This is a genomic window from Bradyrhizobium arachidis (assembly GCF_024758505.1).
Lineage (GTDB): Bacteria > Pseudomonadota > Alphaproteobacteria > Rhizobiales > Xanthobacteraceae > Bradyrhizobium > Bradyrhizobium manausense_C.
Genome location: NZ_CP077970.1, coordinates 6,077,530 through 6,094,681, shown reverse-complemented (window position 1 = coordinate 6,094,681; position 17,152 = coordinate 6,077,530). Strand labels below are relative to the sequence as shown.

General features: G+C 64.1%; 8 protein-coding genes. 3 read left to right on the top strand and 5 right to left on the bottom strand.

What is annotated here, in order from left to right:
• Together fdh3B and KUF59_RS28195 are read left to right on the top strand one after the other, a co-directional pair.
• Positions 1-597: a formate dehydrogenase FDH3 subunit beta gene (fdh3B, locus tag KUF59_RS28200; RefSeq protein ID WP_212455460.1), complete on the top strand. Its 597-nt coding sequence runs from the start codon at positions 1-3 to the stop codon at positions 595-597.
• Between the two features lie 44 nt (positions 598-641).
• Positions 642-1,649, top strand: coding sequence for a formate dehydrogenase subunit gamma (locus KUF59_RS28195; protein ID WP_212455459.1), 1,008 nt, complete (start codon positions 642-644; stop codon positions 1,647-1,649).
• A 24-nt stretch (positions 1,650-1,673) separates the two neighbouring features.
• Here the strand turns inward: KUF59_RS28195 and KUF59_RS28190 are convergent, their stop codons facing one another.
• From KUF59_RS28190 to KUF59_RS28160, 5 genes are all read right to left on the bottom strand, one after another.
• Entirely contained in the window at positions 1,674-1,796 is a 123-nt protein-coding gene (locus KUF59_RS28190; protein ID WP_258767253.1) for a hypothetical protein, read from the bottom strand.
• 147 nt (positions 1,797-1,943) lie between these two features.
• Complete coding sequence (locus KUF59_RS28185; protein ID WP_212456032.1) at positions 1,944-2,342, bottom strand: hypothetical protein; 399 nt, start codon at positions 2,340-2,342, stop codon at positions 1,944-1,946.
• A gap of 39 nt (positions 2,343-2,381) precedes the next feature.
• Positions 2,382-14,060: a cadherin-like domain-containing protein gene (locus KUF59_RS44090; RefSeq protein ID WP_309500872.1), complete on the bottom strand. Its 11,679-nt coding sequence runs from the start codon at positions 14,058-14,060 to the stop codon at positions 2,382-2,384.
• A gap of 504 nt (positions 14,061-14,564) precedes the next feature.
• A complete protein-coding gene (locus KUF59_RS28165; RefSeq protein ID WP_212455457.1) occupies positions 14,565-15,194 on the bottom strand; it encodes an alpha/beta hydrolase in 630 nt (209 codons plus the stop codon).
• Positions 15,191-16,129 (bottom strand): ring-cleaving dioxygenase, encoded by a 939-nt coding sequence (locus tag KUF59_RS28160; RefSeq protein ID WP_212455456.1) that lies wholly within the window; start codon positions 16,127-16,129, stop codon positions 15,191-15,193. The genes KUF59_RS28165 and KUF59_RS28160 overlap by 4 nt, the downstream gene beginning before the upstream one ends.
• A gap of 125 nt (positions 16,130-16,254) precedes the next feature.
• On the opposite strand from KUF59_RS28160, the gene KUF59_RS28155 reads away from it, so the two are divergent.
• Positions 16,255-17,151, top strand: a complete 897-nt coding sequence (locus KUF59_RS28155; protein ID WP_212455455.1) for a LysR family transcriptional regulator — start codon at positions 16,255-16,257, stop codon at positions 17,149-17,151.
• The last annotated feature ends 1 nt before the right edge of the window (position 17,152 follow it).

Below are 17,152 nucleotides of genomic sequence, written 5' to 3'. Positions count from 1 at the left end.
ATGGCACGTATGAAATTTCTCTGCGACGCCGACCGTTGCATCGAGTGCAACGCCTGCGTGACGGCCTGCAAGAACGAGCACGAGGTGCCATGGGGCATCAACCGGCGCCGCGTCGTCACCATCAATGACGGCAAACCGGGCGAACGCTCCGTCTCGATGGCCTGCATGCATTGCACCGACGCGCCCTGCGCGGCGGTGTGTCCGGTGAACTGCTTCTACACCACCGCGGATGCCGTGGTGCTGCACTCCAAGGACCTCTGCATCGGCTGCGGCTACTGCTTCTACGCCTGTCCTTTCGGCGCACCGCAATATCCGAAGGTTGGGAACTTCGGCTCGCGCGGCAAGATGGACAAATGCACCTACTGTGCCGGCGGCCCCGAGGCCGACGGCAGCAAGGAGGAATACGAAAAATACGGAGCCAACCGGCTGGCCGAAGGCAAGCTGCCGCTCTGCGCCGAGATGTGCTCGACCAAATCGCTGCTCGCCGGCGACGGCGAGATCATCGCCCAGATCTACAAGGAACGGGTGACCAAGCGCGGCTACGGCTCGGGCGCTTGGGGTTGGAAGACGGCCTATCGCGAGTCGATCGAATCCTGAGGCGGGCAGAAAGTCTGGGGCGGGTAGATATCCGGGAGGAGCCTATGGCGTCGTTTGGAAGGTTCGTTCGCCTCGCGCTTGGCGCTTGGGCACTTCTCGTGCTCGTGATGGCGGCACCTGCGCTACTCGGCGCCCAACAGGTCAACCCGACCGCGAGCTCGGTCAATGAGCGGCAGTTGCTACAGGAGTTGGACCGGATCCAGGGCCGCGTCAGCATCCCCGACCAGCGTTCCAGTGTCCTCGTTCAGCCGCAAGGTCGTGAGTGGCGTGAATTCCGCAACGTTGCGCTGCGCTGGATCGGCGGCATCGCCATCGTCGGCATGCTTGCGGTGATCGTGATCTTCTATCTCACCCGCGGCATGGTCCGGCTGGAAAGCGGCCGATCGGGCCGAACCATCGTGCGCTTCAACGGTTTTGAGCGCTTCGTGCACTGGATGACGGCGACTTGTTTCATCATTCTGGCGATCTCGGGGCTGAACATCACCTTCGGCCGGCCACTGCTGCTGCCATTGATCGGCTACGAGGCCTTCTCCGAATGGTCGCAATGGGCGAAATACGCCCACAATTACCTGAGCTTCCCGTTCACGATCGGCGTGGTCCTGATCTTCCTGATGTGGATCGGCGGCAACATCCCCAACAAGGTTGATATCGAATGGGCAAAGCGCGGCGGCGGCCTGATCGGCCATGATCATCCGCCGGCCTACAGGTTCAACGCCGGCCAGAAGGCGATCTACTGGATCGTGGTGATCGGTGGCGGGCTCGTCGCAGCGACCGGCTACGTGCTCATGTTCCCGTTCTACGTGACGGGGATCGAGGGCATGCAGATGGCCCAGATCGTCCACTCCATCGTTGGCGTGCTGTTCGTCGCCGCCATGATTGCGCACATCTACATTGGCACGATCGGCATGGAGGGCGCCTTCGAGGCGATGGGTTCGGGAGACGTGGACGTCAACTGGGCGCGCGAGCACCACAGCCTGTGGCTCGATCAGAAGTCCGCACAGTCGGGCTCCAGCCCCTCGCAATCCGGTCACGCGCCCGCGCCGGCGGAATAGGTATCCACGTCGCTTGAAAGCGCTTCAGAGACGCACGCCCGTCGTCGCAAAAGCTTGATCGACCGGCTGCTGCAGGCGGTTCAGCACGCCAATGGATGCGGCCGCGATCACGATCGTTGCCACGCAGGCCAGCAGGAAGGCTTTCATCCTGGCTCTCCAAAGTTCCTTGCGGCAATCCTATACAAGGCGCCGCGTCGCAGACAACGTGCATCTGCGCTGGACGGCCACTTCTGACACTCAATTGAACCGGTCTCGGCCGCGCCCCGCCTGGAGGCGTTGCCGCAGGTGACGAGCTCAGTGCTCGGCCTGCGATCCCCGCGAGATCTGGTCGAGGGCCTGCCTCAGCCGCCGGTCCTGCCGGCAGTCGTTGACCTCCTGGAGGCAGGCAATCCGGATCAGGATCTGGTTGATGCGGCGGGTCAGGGCCGGATCTTCGGAGTGGCTCGAGCGGACCGCGACCAGGTGGCGGCGGACCTCGAAGAGATCGAGACGTTCGCCCCTCCTGGGCCGCGCGGGCCGGGGTTGCAGTGTGGCGCCGATCGTGTCGGTTGAACTGGAGCCTTTTCCGTTCCAATGGGATTGGAACGGGGCTCTAGATTCTTGCTTTGACGCGTTTTCTTGACGCGAACCGGTATCCACTTCGCTCGAAAACGCTATGGCAATGGTCTGATCGTTAAGTCCTGGCTCGGGCATGGCAATCACATCGGCAAAATGACAATGACAAAACCTGTCTCACGCAAAGACGCCGCCCCCACCGGCGGGCAGGATGAAGTCGTTGGCGCGGAGGCTGTTGATGGACGTATTCTTCAGGAGGATCGTATCGACATCGGGACCGTTCACGTTGAGGTCGACCAGCAGGTCGCCATTCGCCTGTTGCGTCGCATGGTCGGACAGCCACGCGGCAAAGCTCGTGGGATCGCCGGCGTCGAACGCGGCGTAATCGAGCTGGATGTGGTCGGTGTCGGTGATGAAATCCTGGATAGTGTCGTGGCCGATGCCGCCGGAGACCTCCCGGAACACGAAGGTGTCGTTGCCGCCGTTGCCGGTCAGGATATTGTCGTGGCTGTCGCCGGCCAGGATGTCGTTTAATTGCGAGCCCATCAGATTGGCGATGTTGGCGAGCTTGTCGGTTCCGGCGCCGCCGGTGTTCTGCGCGCCGCTGATCGCAAGATTGACCGTCACGCCTGACGGCGCGTGCCCGTAGCTTGCGGTGTCGCTGCCGTCGGTGTTGCCGATCAGATTGTCGTCGCCGGGGCCGCCTTCCAGGATGCTGTTGCCGTTTCCGGTCAGCGTGTCGTCGTAGCTCGAGCCGCGCAGGCCCTCGATGCTGATGAACTGGTCGAACATCCCTGAGGCGACCGGCTGCATGCCCGACGAATTGAGATTGACGTTCACGGCCGTCGGCGCGTGCTCATAGCTCGCGGTGTCGATGCCGCCGCTGCCGCCGTCCAGTATGTTGTGGCCCGCGCCGCCCTCGAGGGTGTTGTTGCCGGCGTCGCCGGTCAGAGCGTCGTCGTAGGCGGTGCCGCGCAAATTCTCGATCGAGATATAGATGTCGCCGGCCGCGGAACCGGTATTGCCGGCGGGATTGAGCAGGTTCGCCGTAACGCCGGCGGTCGCGGCCGCATAGCTGACGGTGTCGCTGCCGGGATCGCTATTGCCGAAGGCGCCCGGCATGCCGTTGAAGACGTCGGCATGCTTGCCGCTGACGAACACGTCGGCGCCGTCATGCGGCGCGCCATCGTGATCGTCGGAACCGCGGCTGCCGACATAGCTGAAGATCGGCGAGGTAAGGAGGGAGTTGAGCATGGCCTTGCCGAAGGCACTGGTCTCCGCGATGGGGCTGTTCGCCTGGTTGATGGCGCTGAACAGCGTGGCGGCGTCCGCACCCCAGCCGTTGGAATTCGCCAGCACATGGTCCTGGCCGGTCTGGGTGGGATCGGCGCTGTCGAGAATGTCGATCTCGTTGATCGTCCCGCCGGTGACATGATGGGTGTCCGGATTGTAGGTGAAGCCGGTGCCGATCATCTCGAAGGTGATGCCCTTGGCGGCATCGACCAGGAAAATGTGGTCGGAGGTCGAGGCTGAGCTCGCGATGACGCTGGCAAGCAGGTCCGTCGTGACGGTGCTGAAGTCGTAACCGTCGGATGCCTGCACCGTGACCGCGACGGAGGGCGGTGTCGCGGCGGCTGCGGTGCTGACGCCGCCCGTGAAGTAGAGCTGATCGATCTGGAAGTTCCAGGTCCCCGGGCTGTCCGTGTTCACATTGTAGACGCTGACGACATTGTTGCCGTTGACCAGGAACGCGCTGTCGACGCTGAGCACGGTGACCGAGTTCTGCGCATCGGGCGCCTGGGTTAGAAAGCCGACCAGGTGGCCGTTGACGAAGACCTGGTCAAGCTCACCGTTCGGCGCGCCGGTGCCTGGCAGCTCGACGTCGTTCGCATGCAGCGTGAGCGCCACGTTCTTCAGGGTGCCGGTATTCGGCAAAGCGAGCGTGAACGTGTCGGGATTTGCGGCGCTCCAGTTCGAGCGGACACCGAGATTTCCGGTCGGCGTCGAGGAGTCCTGGCGCACCACGTCGTCGGGCACGATGAGCGAGGTGAAGCCCGTCGTGGCCGACTGGAATTGCGCCGCGACGACCGTGAAGCTCCATCCGGTGGTGGGGTTGCCGTTGGCGACCTGGATGAGATTGTCGCCCTCGACCAGGAAGGACGGATCGATGGTGAAGGCGGTGGTCGAATCGGTGCCGTCCGCGGCCTGGTTCAGTTGACCGAGCGCATGGCCGTTGATGAAGACGTTGTCGATCTCGGGGCTGGCGCCGTTCTCGACGTCGTTGGCGAGAAGGGTCAGGACGCCGGACGCGGCGGCACTGAGCTGCATGTGGAGGGTGACCGGCGCGCTCGATGTATGCTCGCTGCGGACGCCGAGGCCGCCTTCGCTCGACATCTCGCTGACGAAGCCGGGGGGACCTGCGAAGATGAACTCGCTCGCCACGAGATTGCCGGGCGCCGTGTTCGCCAGCGTGATGGAATTGCCCGGGCTGAAGGTGATGACGGTGTCAGTGCCGTTGGTCGAAACCAGCGCAAGCACGTCGGCAAGGCTGTAGACGCCCGGCACGCCGCGCAGGTCGATCCTGTCACCGTCGGCCTGGTTGAGGTCCGTGATGCGGTCGGCGCCGCCGCCGGCGGAATAGACGAAGATATCAGCGCCAGTGCCGCCGGTGAGCGTGTCGTTGCCGGCGCGCCCATCGAGGATATCGTTGCCGCCGCGGCCGTCGAGCACATTGTTGCCGCCGTTGCCGGTGAGGATGTCGTTGAATTCGCCGCCGGTGATCGACCTGACGCCGCTGATGAAGGTGTCGTGTCCAACCGAGGCGTCACCATCGGCCGTGCCGCTGCCGTTGACGCCCAGCGTCGCCACCACGCCGGCCGTGGCATGGTAGTAGGCCACGCGGGTGTTGCCGTTGCCGGTGACGAGGTCGTTGCCAGCCTCGCCCTCGAACTCGTTGAAGGCGCGGTCAGTGCCGCTGACCGTGATGAAGCCGGCGCTTCCCGCGTTCGGATTGTCTGCAGTCGCAATCGTCGTGAAGCCGCTCGCGTCATAGACGTCGGCAAAATTGGTGCCGCGGATCGCTTCGACCGAAAGCAGGGTGTCGGTCCCGGTCGTCGGCCCGCCCGTGACGATGCCCTTGGCAAGCTGGACATTGACCCCGACGCCGTCGAAGGCACCCAGATAGACGGCCCGGTCAAAACCGCTGCCGCCGTCGATCAGGTCGTTGCCGCCGAGCCCCTCGAAATTCTCCGTCGAGCCGCTCGGATTGTTCGCGCCATGGAACGTATCGTCGAAGAACGAGCCGCGGGCCCAGTTCACGCCGGCGAAGGTGTCGTGCCCGACCGAGGCATCGCCATCGGCGAAACCGGTCGAGCCCGAGGCCGGATTGGTCCAGCCGGTGAAGGTGACGGTGACCCCTGATGTCGCATGGTAGTACGACACGCGGGTCTGGCCGTTGCCAAAGATCTGATCGTCGCCGCCGCGTCCCTCGAATTCGTTGAACAGGCCAAGCGTGTTGCTGGTGACGGTGCTGCCGGAATTGGTGCTGGCCGCGCTGAAGCCGCCGGGATTGTTCGGCGTCGGGCCGGCATTGTAGAGATCGGCAAAGTCGCTGCCGGTCACCAGTTCGATCGAGTTCAGCGTGTCTGTTCCGGTCGAGCCGCCGGTGACGAAACCGTCGGTGAGCTGGACGTTGATCGCCGCGCTGGCGTTGCCGTAATAGGCGCGATCGTAGCCAAAATCGCCTTCGAAGGTGTCGTCGCCGCCATTGCCGGTGAAGATGTCGTTGAGGATCGAGGCACCAAACCCGTCCGGCCCGGCGTTGCCGTTGAAATTGAACGTCCAGGTGCGCGTCAGATTCTCGATCACGCTCTGGTCGCCATGGGCCGCAGCGGCGACTGCGTTCATCCAGTCGACCGCAGGGACGTAGAGATCGAAGCGCGAGAACCCGGGCTGGGGCGGCGTGCCATGCCCGGTCTCGACGATGGCGGTGATGATGCCGCCGGTCAGGTGCATCTCGCTGCCGGTGCCGGCGTAGGTGAATCCGGTGCCAGTGAAGGTGAAATCTCGGTTCGCGCCCTGGTTCTCGATCTTAAAGCCGGTGTCACCAGCGCCGTCCGCGATGGTCCCCAGACCCATTGCCGAGATCGGATTGTCCTGGTCGAAATCGAAGCCGCCGACCGTCTGCACCGAGAGCTGCGCATCAACGATGGTGACGCCGATCGTCGTCGGGGCAGTCGTGATGGTGCCGTCGGACAGCGTCACGGTGAAGTCGCCGGCGCCGACATAGGTCGTACTGTCGCTCACGAAGAAGACGGAGCGGCTGTTGACGTCGGCTTGGGTGAAGCTCGTGATCGCCGGGCCGGTAAGCGAACTGGCGAGGTGGCCATGCTGGGTCCCGGTGACGGTGTAGACGAGCTGGCCAGGAGTGTTGTCGGCATCGACGCCGACCAGATCAGCGGTCGCTGTGCCCGCGGCGAGGCCCCGCAGCGCGACGCCACCACCCTTGACAATCAGCACGGACAGGTCGCCCGAGATCGAGGGCGGTGCGTCCGGCGGGGCGAAGAGGAAGTCGCCATCGCCGAGGTGGGTATGATCAACATTCGCAAGCGTGAGAGTGTTGCCGCTGCCGAAGTCGATGAGAGTGTCGGGACCGGCCTGGCTGACGTTCAGGTCGGCGAACTTGTGGACGCTGGTTATCCCGCGAAGGTCGATCTTGTCGCCGTCGCTTTGCAGGAAGTCGACGATGGCGTCAGCACCATAGCCCGCGCCATAGACGAACGTGTCCGCTCCGGACCCGCCGGCCAGGAAATCGCTGCCAGCCCGGCCGTCGATCACATCGTCGCCCGCGAAACCCGAGAGTTGGTCGCCCCCTGAGCTCCCCAGCAGCGTATCGGCGAAATTCGATCCCTGGATCGACAAGACGCCGGTGAAAGAGTCGTGGCCCGATGCGCCCTTGTCGACGGTGCCGGCCTCGATGTCGGCCGTGATGCCCGATGTGGCATTGAGGTAGGAGAGCGTGGTCCAGCCGTTGCCGGTGATCTGGTCGTTGCCCCCTGACGACAGGTACTGGTTGTACGGACCGAATGAGCCGCCGGAATACCCCGTCGCGTCGTAGACGTCGTCGTAGTTGCTTCCGATGATGGAACTGACGCCGGAGAACGTGTCGTGTCCGACGGACGAATGGCCGTCGACCGTACCGGCCTGGAGATGGATCGTCACGCCGGCGGTTGCGCTCGTGTAGTTGAGCTGGGTCCAGTCGTTGCCGGTGATCTGGTCGTTGCCACCCAGTCCGACGAATTGGTTGTAGGGTCCGAACACACCGTTGAAACCGGTGGCATCGTAGACGTCATCGAAATTGGTGCCTGTTGCCGCGTTCACGGCGGAGAACGTGTCGTGACCGACCGACGCGTTGCCGTCTGCGGTGCCCGCAGCAAGATGGATCGTGACGCCAGTACCGCCGGTGGCATTCTGATAGACGACGCGCGTATTGCCGTTGCCGGTAATGACGTCGTCGCCGCCAAGCCCTTCGAACTGATTGTAGCTTCCGGAGTTGCCGACGTTGTTCTTGGAGGGATCGAGGTACCCGGCTTGAGCAAAATGACTGGCGTCGTAGGTATCCGCGAAGGCCGTGCCCTGAACGGCCTCGATCGAACGCAGCGTGTCGGTTCCGGTCGAGGCGTCGCCGGTCACGGTGCCGGCGGCCATATCGACCGTGATTCCACCAGTCGTGTACGTCATGTTGTTGTACAGGGCCGTGTCGAATCCGTTGCCGCCGTCGATGAAGTCGTCCCCGGCGAGACCCATGAAGGTCTCGTTGTTGTTGCTGCCGACGAACGTATCGTCGAACATCGACCCCATCACGGCGTTGACGCCGCTGAAATGATCGGTCCCGACGGAACTGTTGCCGCTCGCAACTCCCAGGACGAAGTTGACGTTCACACCGTCGGTGGACTGCGAATACTGGATTCGCGTATTGCCATTGCCGAGGATGGTGTCGTCGCCACCCATGCCGTCGAAATTGTTGAACGTGCCGTTCGATCCGGCATTCGTGCTGCTGCCGCTGAAATTCATGGCGTCGTAGGTGTCGTCGAAATTCGTGCCGCGCACGCCTTCGACGCTCTTCAGCGTATCGGTGCCGATCGAAGCGTCGCCATAGACCTTGCCGCCGGCGAGATCGACGGAGATTCCGGACGTCGTGGCGGGGTCGTTATTGTAGACCGCGAAATCGTAGCCGCCACGGCCGTCGATCAAATCGTCGCCGCCGCGCCCGTCGAACTGCTCGTACGTGCCGTTGGGATTGTTGCTACCCGACAAATTGTCCGCGGAACTCGATCCGATGATCGAATTGACGTTGGTGAAGTGGTCGGTGCCGACCGAGGCGTCACCGCTGGCAATGCCCGACGCGAGGTCGACGGTCACGCCCGAAGTCGCGCTGAGATAGGAAATGCGGGTGAGGATCTGGCCCTGGATATTGACGTTGCCGGTGATGATGTCGTCGCCGCCCATGCCTTCAAAACTGTTGAAGCCGGCCGGCACGCCCGGAACGTTTGCGGCGCCGTTGAAGCCGGTGGCGGTGTAGTGATCGACGAAGTTGCTGCCCTGGATCGCCTCGATGCCGGTCAGCGTGTCGCTGCCGACGCCGGGCCCGGTGACCGTTCCGGCCGCGAGATCGGCGGTGATACCGCCGCTGGCATCGGTGTAAACCGCACGATCGACGCCATCGAGACCGATGATCGTGTCGTCGCCGCCAAAACCCTGGAGCGCGTCGTTGGCGTTTGTGCCCGTCAGCGTGTTGTTGCCGTTGTCGCCGGCGATGGTGCTGGCAGGCGCGATCGGCGGCGTCGCGGCGCTGGTGAGGCTCGTAGCGTTACCCTGGCCGTCAGTGTAGCGCACGATCACATCGATGCTGTGACCGACGTCACCGGCCGTCAGCGTATAGGTGCTGCCGGTCTGGAGGCTGATGTCGATGCCGTCGCGCTGCCACTGATAGGTGAGCGCGCCAAGGCCGTCGGCGTCCGCAAGCGTCGACGTATTCGCTGCCAGCACTTCGTTCGCATGGAATATCCCGTCGATCGTGACCGATCCGCTCGGCAGATCGTTGACCGCGGTGAGCGTCAAGTTCGCGGTGGAGCTTGAAACCAGCGTCCCATCTGAGGCGGTGTAATTGAAGCTGACCAGGCCGTTGTAGTTGGCCGCCGGCGTATAGGTCCAGGTGCCGTCGTCATTGGCGACGAGGCTGCCGCCGCTGCTTGCCACGGAGAGGGCTGATATCGACAGCGGGACGGGCCCGTCGACATCGCTCACGCCCGCAAGCAGGGCAGAGGCATGAATGGTATAGGCGGTGTCTTCCGTACCGGCGATCAGCGTCACCGGGATCGCAACGGGCGCATCGTCAACCGGGGCCAGTGTCAGGCTCGCCGTCGAGCTCGAAGTCAGGGTTCCGTCGGAGGCCGTGTAGTTGAAGCTGACGGCGCCGTTGTAGTCCGTGGCCGGTGTGTAGGTCCAGGTGCCGTCGTGATGATCGGTGAGGGTGCCGCCGCCGCTGGCAACGCTGAGCGCGGTGACGGACAGCGGGAATGGGCCGTCGCTGTCGGTGACGCCGGCAAGCAGATCGGAGGCGTGCACCGTATAGGCCGTGTCCTCCGTGCCGGCTGCCAGCGTCACGGCGGAGGCGACCGGCGCATGATCGCCGGTTTCATTGAGCGTGACCGTGATGGTCTGGGTTACGGTCTTGTCGCCGTCGGTGATGACGACGTCGAACGTTTCCGTCTTGGTATGATCAGGGAGGGCGTCGAGCGCTGCACGCGCCGCGACGGGATCGGTGGTGTAAGTCCAGGTAAACTGCCCGCCGGTGCCGGTCCCCGTCGTGTCCGACACCTTGGTGAAGTGCAGCGTTCCGAGCGCGTCACCCGCGCCGGTATAGGTCACGCTCTGGATGGAATGGACGTCGTTCGGCTCGATGTCGGAGAAGTTGATGGTGCCGTTCGTCGTCAGCGAAGGCGGGCCGACCTCGCCGTTGCGGACGTCGAATTCGTCCACGCCGCCGACATGGGTGTTGCCCTCGGTCGTCGGCAGCGCCAGCAGCGCCGAGACGTTGCCGGAGGCGGGGAGCTCGAAATAGTGGCTGCCGTCGCCAGCCGAATAGCCGGCACGGGCGGGTTGACCGCCGCTGGCGTCGCCGGTCGTCCACTCAATGCCGGCGTAGCGATAGACGATGTCGAAATTGCCGCCGCCCTCGTTCACCAGCACGACCTGGAACGAGTTCAGCCGGTCCGTGTGCCCGGCGTAGTAGCCGACATGGTCCCAGGTGATGGTCATCACCCCGTCGACGGGATCGAGGTCGTAATAGACGTGCCCGGCGCCGCGCGTATCAACGTCGGCCCAGAACGGCGCGATGATCGGGTTGCCGAAGCCGGCATTGATCTGGCTCGGCGTGAAGGTGGAGTTCGGCCCGTTGAAGGTGATGTTGCCGTTGTTGTTGACGTAGAGCGAGGTGTAGGCGTGGCCGAAGAAGTTGATACCACCGGTACCGAACACCGAGGTGATGTCGATCGCGCCGGACGAGTTGTCGTCGCCCGCTGACAGTGCCAGCGTGCCGTAGCCGGAATGGCCGTTCAGTCCGCTGATCAGCCCGGAGCCGGCGTTGAGGATCAGGTCCGCGCCGGCGGTGTGGCTGCCGCTGCCGCCCGTCGTGACGGGAACGTCGACCGTTCCGGCAACGACCGAGCCGCCGGCGATCGTCGGTGCGTCGTTCACCGGCGCAAGGTTCAGGCTGGCGGTCGCGCTCGATGCCAGCGTGCCGTCGGACGCGGTGTAGTTGAAGCTGACCGGGCCGTTGTAATTGGCAACCGGCGTGTAAGTCCAGGTGCCGTCATGATTGTCGACCAGTGCGCCGCCGCCGCTGGCGATGCTGAGCGCCGTGATCGACAGCGGGAACGGTCCGTCCGGATCGCTCACGCCGGCGAGAAGGTCGGATGCGTTGATCGTGTAGGCCGTATCCTCGGCGCCCTGCGCCAGCGTCATCGGTCCCGCGACCGGGGGCTGATCGGCGGCGGAGATGTTGAGGCTTGCGGTCGAGCTCGCGCTCAGCGTGCCGTCGGACGCGGTATAGCCAAATTTGACGGGACCGCTGTAGTTTTCCGCGGGCGCATAGGTCCAGGTGCCGTTATGGTTGTCGACCAGCGTACCGCCGCCGCTTGCGATATTGAGCGCGGTGATCGTGAGCGGGAACGGGCCGTCGATATCGGTGACGCCGGCAAGCAGCGTGGCGGCCGTGATCGTGTAGGGCGTATTCTCGTCGCTCTGCGCCAGCGTGACCGGATGGGCGATCGGCGCGGCGTCGGTCGGCGTGATCGTGGGCTGGACACCGTCGTGCACGGTGACGAAGACCGGAATGGTCAGCGTGCCGTTGTCGGCCGACAGTTTTATGATGAATTCCTGGGTGGCGTCCTCGCCGTAGGACAGGAAGGCGAAATCGCTCTTGGCTTCGCTGAAGGTCCAGTTGATGTGACCCGCGGCATCGAAGGTCGCGCTGAAGTTCGACGTCGCATGCCCGTCCGCATCGGTAATGCTCATCCCGACGCCGGTAAAATCGCCGGTCAGCGTGATGGTGCCGTGGGCCGTCAGAATGTCGGGAGAATTCGTCGTCTCCAGAATGATCGCGCTCTTGCCTGACGTCGGGTCGGCGAAGAAGATCTGGCTGGCGCTGCCGAACGCGACATACTGGCCGCCGGCGCTGATCGCAACGCCGCCATTGCTGGCCGCAGCATTGCCTTCCGAGACCAGCTTGTATTGCGGCGAGGCCGGGTTGGTGACGTCGACGATATAGATGTCGGCAAACGCGTTGTTGTCGGCGGACGTGACGTGCGCATCGCTCGTGAACGCGATGAAATGCCCGTCGGGGCTGAGCACGGGATAGTAGCTGCTGCCTGACGCATTCGCGGTATGGAAGACCACATGGCCGGTGTTGAGGTCGTACAGATAGACCTCGGAATGGCCGCTTGCGTCGGTTGCTGCATAGGCGATCAGATGGCCGTCGGCGCTGACGGAGACGGCGCTCGTCCCGGCGCCGCTCGAGGTGCTGGCGATCTCGGTGAGCGTAGCGGTCGAGACGTTGAAGGCATAGAGATGGCCTGAACCGCCGGGCGCACCGGAATCCGAGCTCCAGAACGTGATGACATGACCGTCGGCGCTGATCGCGGGCCGCCACAGCGTGCCGCCGCCGACGGCCTGCGGCGTGATCGTTCCCTTCAGCGTTCCCTGCAGATCGTAGATGGCAATGTTGCCGCCGCCCTGCTCGATAACGATGGTGTTGCCGTCGCCGCTGATCGCGGCAGCGCCGCCCTGCGCGATCAGGGTCTGGGTGTGATAATGCGCGGCATCGCCGGGATCGGTGCCATAGACGAAGACGTAGCTGCTGCCGCCGTTCGAGCCCTGATAGACGATGTAGCGGCCATCCATGCTGATGGTCGGTGCGCCGTACGTCCAGCCGTCGGCGGGCGAGGCGACCGTGATCGTGGTCTGCGTCTCGCGGTCGTAGAAATAGATCGCGCCGTCGGGGTCGTAGACCACGTCGCCGCTGGCGCTCATCACCGGGCCGAAATGATCTCCTGCGCCTGAGGAGATGGTGGACAGCGTCGGCGGCGTTACCACGAACGGGATCGCCGAGGCCTTGACCGGGATCGGGATGGGGTCGGACGAGGTGGGCGTCGAGGTAGGCGATCCGCCTGAGGGAGGCGTGTTGTTGATTACGACCTGGGTCGGCGTACCGTTGCCGGTGTTCTGCCCGCTCGTTGTGCCCGCCGGCGGATGATATTCGGTGCCGGGAGGATTGAGTGGCGGACTGCCGGCAAACTTTGTTGGCGTGTTCGGGCTGGCATTGTTGCCGTTGCCGCCGGTGTTCTCGGTGTGCTGCGGCAGGTTCGGGAAGAGCTGCTTGCCGGCGTCGTAGGTGCTGAGCGCTTGCTGGAAGGCGGCGAATTCCTGCGCGACCTGGGCCGGTGTCTTGTTGCTCTCCTGGGCGATGACCTCGAAGGTCGCGGTCGGCGTCAGCGTGAGCGAGTTGCCGTTGCTCGTCACCGTGCCGATCAGGACGCCGGCCGTGTTGTAGACCTGCACGGCGTGGACCTGGCCGTCCTGCTGATCGACGACCGAGATCGACACCTTGCCGTCGGTCGAGTTGATGTCGAGGATGACGGCGGTGCCGCGAATGCCCATGGTCGCAACGGGCGTCGCAACCTTCATGTCGCCGCTCTTGGCGACCTGGCCGGCGACGAAGCTCGCCGCGCCCTGCACCAGCGTGAGCAGTGCGCTGTTCGAGCTGCTGGTGGGATCGTAGGTCAGCTCGTTCAGCATGAACCGCGAATTGGCGGACAGGTTGAACGCGCCGCCGTCTTCCAGCACGAGGCCGAGCGTCGAGTTGCTGCCGGTCTGGACGAGGTCGTTCTGATAGATGACGTCGCCGGTGTTGACGACGATGGAGACGCCGTTGCGCACGATGCTCGCGCTGCCGGTCATCTTCACGACATGGCCGACCACCTTGCCGGCGGATGCGGCGGGATCAGTGGCCTGTGCGTAAGCGGTGTGTGCGGTGTAGGCCTCGATTACCCTCGGATCGAGCGGCGCACCCTCGGGCGACACCAGCGCCGGATGCTTGGTGCCCACGAAATAGTTCGGCACCGTGAAGCGGTGATGTTCGTCGGAGATAATGAGATCGCGCCCGGCGCGCGCATATTCTCCCGAGAACAGGAGATGCGCATCCGGTACGATGACAGCATGACCAGCGTCGTGCCCCGAGGAAAATGTCTCTGGGTGAGAGGACGACAGGTTGAATGAATCGCCGAAGGCTTTATTCAACGCCCCACCATCAAAAAATTAAAAATACGTAAATATCTGTGACGCTATCATCGGAATCGGCGGGCCGGAAGTACAATGAAATGACGGGAAACATCCTGCAGCGGCGAGACGCTGCTCGCCCGCCGGACCGCTTGGTCGGCGCCGAAGTAGTTCGGCAAGTACAGGCAAGTCTATTCGGAGTAGACCTTGCCGAGCTTTTCAGCGTCCCTGTAGTTTGCAGGTTTTTCCCGATGCGTCCTGGCGCGATCATCTGCCGTTCGACGTTGTGGGCTGTAGTTTATTACCGCTCCACGCGCCGGGCTGACGTCAGGCAAAGCAACGCCGCGAAGCTGCAGCGTTGAATCCGCGCACGTTCACCAACGCAAAAAAATAGGGTGCAGGACGACAAATCACTGTCGTTAACGACGCCGGCGCAACGTGCGCGGCACGCACGGGCTGGTTGTGGCGGGCGCCGGTAACCAAAGGCGGCGCATCGTCGTCGGCCGACGCGCCGCCCTGTGTTGATCAGGCGGCGCGCGCGTCGACACCGCCGATCCAGTCGCGTGCCAGCATCACGTCGGCCTGCGAGAGCTGATGGCCGGCCGGCAGGATTTTGTGGTCGACATGAGCGCCTGCGTCAGAGAGCAGCGTGGCAAGCTTCGCCGAGTTGTGCGCAGGCACGATCGGGTCGGCTTGTCCCGACAGCAGCAAGACCGGCTTGCCATTGAGCTTTGCCTGCGGCGGATCCGAGAGCGGCACCATCGCGCGGAGCAGGATCGCGCCTGCAAGCGCATCCGGCTTCATCAACAGGAGCGCTGCGGCGATGTTGGCGCCGTTGGAGAAGCCCACGGCGACCGGTTGCGCGATGCCACGGCGCTGCCGCGCATCCGCGACGAACGCACCGAGCTCCAGCGCGCGCTTGCGAACGTCGTCTTCGTCAAACACGCCTTCCGCCAGCCGGCGAAAGAAACGCGGCATGCCGTGCTCGAGCACGCGGCCGCGCGGCGAGAGCAAAGCGGAGCCGGGCGATATCATGCCGCCGAGCGGCAGCAGATCGTTCTCGTCGCCGCCGGTGCCGTGCAGCAGGAGCAGGGGCGGCGCGCCGGGCTTGGAGCCCGGCTCGAAGCGATAGGTGAATGCGGTCTCGTCGGTCATGACGCGGTCTCTTCCAGGTTGGGCAACACGCCCTCGATTTGCTTGCGATGCGGCTCCAGGAAGCCGGGCAGCTTCAGGTCGCGGCCGAGCGTTGCCACGGGCTCATCGACTGCGAAGCCGGGGATGTCGGTTGCGATCTCGAACAGCACGCCACCGGGCTCGCGGAAGTAGATCGAACGGAAGTAGTTACGATCGCGCTGCTCGGTGGGGCGCAGGCCGTGCCTGTCGACGAGCTTTTGCGCCATCGCGCCCTGTTCGGCGTCATCGGCCGCGCGGAAGGCGATGTGATGCACGGAGCCGCCGCCCTGATGCCCGCGCAGAAAGCCCTTGGCCTGGTAGATGTCGACCACGCTGCCTTCCACGTCCCCTGGCGCCTTGAAGCGGATGACAGAACCTTCGCGCGCGATCTCCTTGAAGCCGAGCACGTCGGTCAAGATGGCACCCGTCTTTGCGGCATCGTCGAGCAGCAGCGTCACGCCGTGGAAGCCGCGGATCGCATGCTCGGCCGGCACCTCGCCATTGCTCCAGGCAGGCTCGTTCTCCGCACTGGCCACGCCGACGAGCGCCAGCGCCATGCCATCGGGATCGGTGAACGGCAGCACGGACTCGCCAAAACGCTTTTCGAGCGCCTCGTAGCGGATACCCTTTTCGGTGAAGCGCTGGGTCCAGTAGCCGAGCGAGCGCTGCGGCACGCGGAACGCGGTCTGATGCGTCTCGCCGACGCCGCGGCGCCCGGCCGGTACGCCCTGCCAGGGGAAGAACGTCAGGATCGTGCCGGGGCGGCCGGTCTCGTCGCCGTAATAGAAATGATAGGTGCCGGGATCATCGAAATTGACGGTCTTCTTGACGAAGCGCAGGCCGAGATCGCGCGTGTAGAAGCCGAAATTCCTGATGGGGTCGCCGGCGATCGCGGTGACGTGATGAAGTCCTGACATCTCATCCTCCAAAGCTTGGGGAGCAGTTTCGCTCTGGCAGGAAATATCGTGCAGCTTTGTTTTGGCGACAATCCGTGCTTTTATGACGGCTATGTCTACGATTTGGAAACAATCGAGCCGCCCAGGTGGATAAGCTCGCGAGCCTCCGGGCCTTCGTGAAAGTGGTCGACAGCGGCAGCTTCGCCGAGGCCGGCCGGCAATTGCGGCTGTCGCGCTCGGCGATCTCAAAATACATCGCCGACCTCGAGGAGAGCCTCGGCGTGCAATTGCTCAACCGCACCACGCGGCATGCGAGCCCGACTGAGAACGGCCAGCAATATTACGAGCGTGCGCTGGTCATTCTCGGCGAGATCGAGGCCGCCGATCAGGCCGTGACGCAATCGCAGTCGGCGCCGCGCGGGCTGTTGCGCGTGAATGCGCCGATGTCGTTCGGCACGATGCGGCTCGGGCCGGTGCTCGCCGATTTCATGACGAAGTATCCGGAGCTTCAGCTTCAGCTCGTGCTCAGCGACGATCTGCTCGATCCCGTGCAGGACGGCTTTGACGTGACGCTGCGCATTGCCGAGCTCGAATCCTCCAGCCTGATCGCGCGCAAGATCATGCCGGTCGAGCGGTCGATCTGCGCCTCGCCGGACTATCTCAGGCGTCATGGCACCCCTAGCCATCCGCAGGATCTGCGCATGCATGTCTCGCTGACCTACGGTTTTCTGCTCACCGGCAATCAGTGGAAGCTGACGGGAAAGGACGGCGTGCACTGGATCCAGCCCGCCTGGTCGCTCTGCGTCAACAATGCAGAGGTGTTGCGCGACGTCGCGATCAAGGGCAGGGGTCTCGCGCTGCTGCCGACCTTCATTGCGGAGGATGCGCTGAAGCGCAAAGAGTTGCGGCCGGTGCTCGAAAAATACGCGGCGCCGCCGCTCGCACTCTACGCCGTCTACCCGCCGACGCGGCACCTCTCGGTGAAGGTGCGGCTGTTCATCGATTTTCTGGTCGAGCGCTTTGGCCGCGAAGGCGGCGCGTAGC

Excerpts from the sequence above, each read along its gene's own strand:
- fdh3B (WP_212455460.1), top strand. The coding sequence starts at position 1 with ATGGCACGTATGAAATTTCTCTGCGACGCCGACCGTTGCATCGAGTGC.
- KUF59_RS28195 (WP_212455459.1), top strand. The coding sequence starts at position 642 with ATGGCGTCGTTTGGAAGGTTCGTTCGCCTCGCGCTTGGCGCTTGGGCA.
- KUF59_RS28190 (WP_258767253.1), bottom strand. The coding sequence starts at position 1,796 with ATGAAAGCCTTCCTGCTGGCCTGCGTGGCAACGATCGTGATCGCGGCC.
- KUF59_RS28185 (WP_212456032.1), bottom strand. The coding sequence starts at position 2,342 with ATGCCCGAGCCAGGACTTAACGATCAGACCATTGCCATAGCGTTTTCG.
- KUF59_RS28165 (WP_212455457.1), bottom strand. The coding sequence starts at position 15,194 with ATGACCGACGAGACCGCATTCACCTATCGCTTCGAGCCGGGCTCCAAG.
- KUF59_RS28160 (WP_212455456.1), bottom strand. The coding sequence starts at position 16,129 with ATGTCAGGACTTCATCACGTCACCGCGATCGCCGGCGACCCCATCAGG.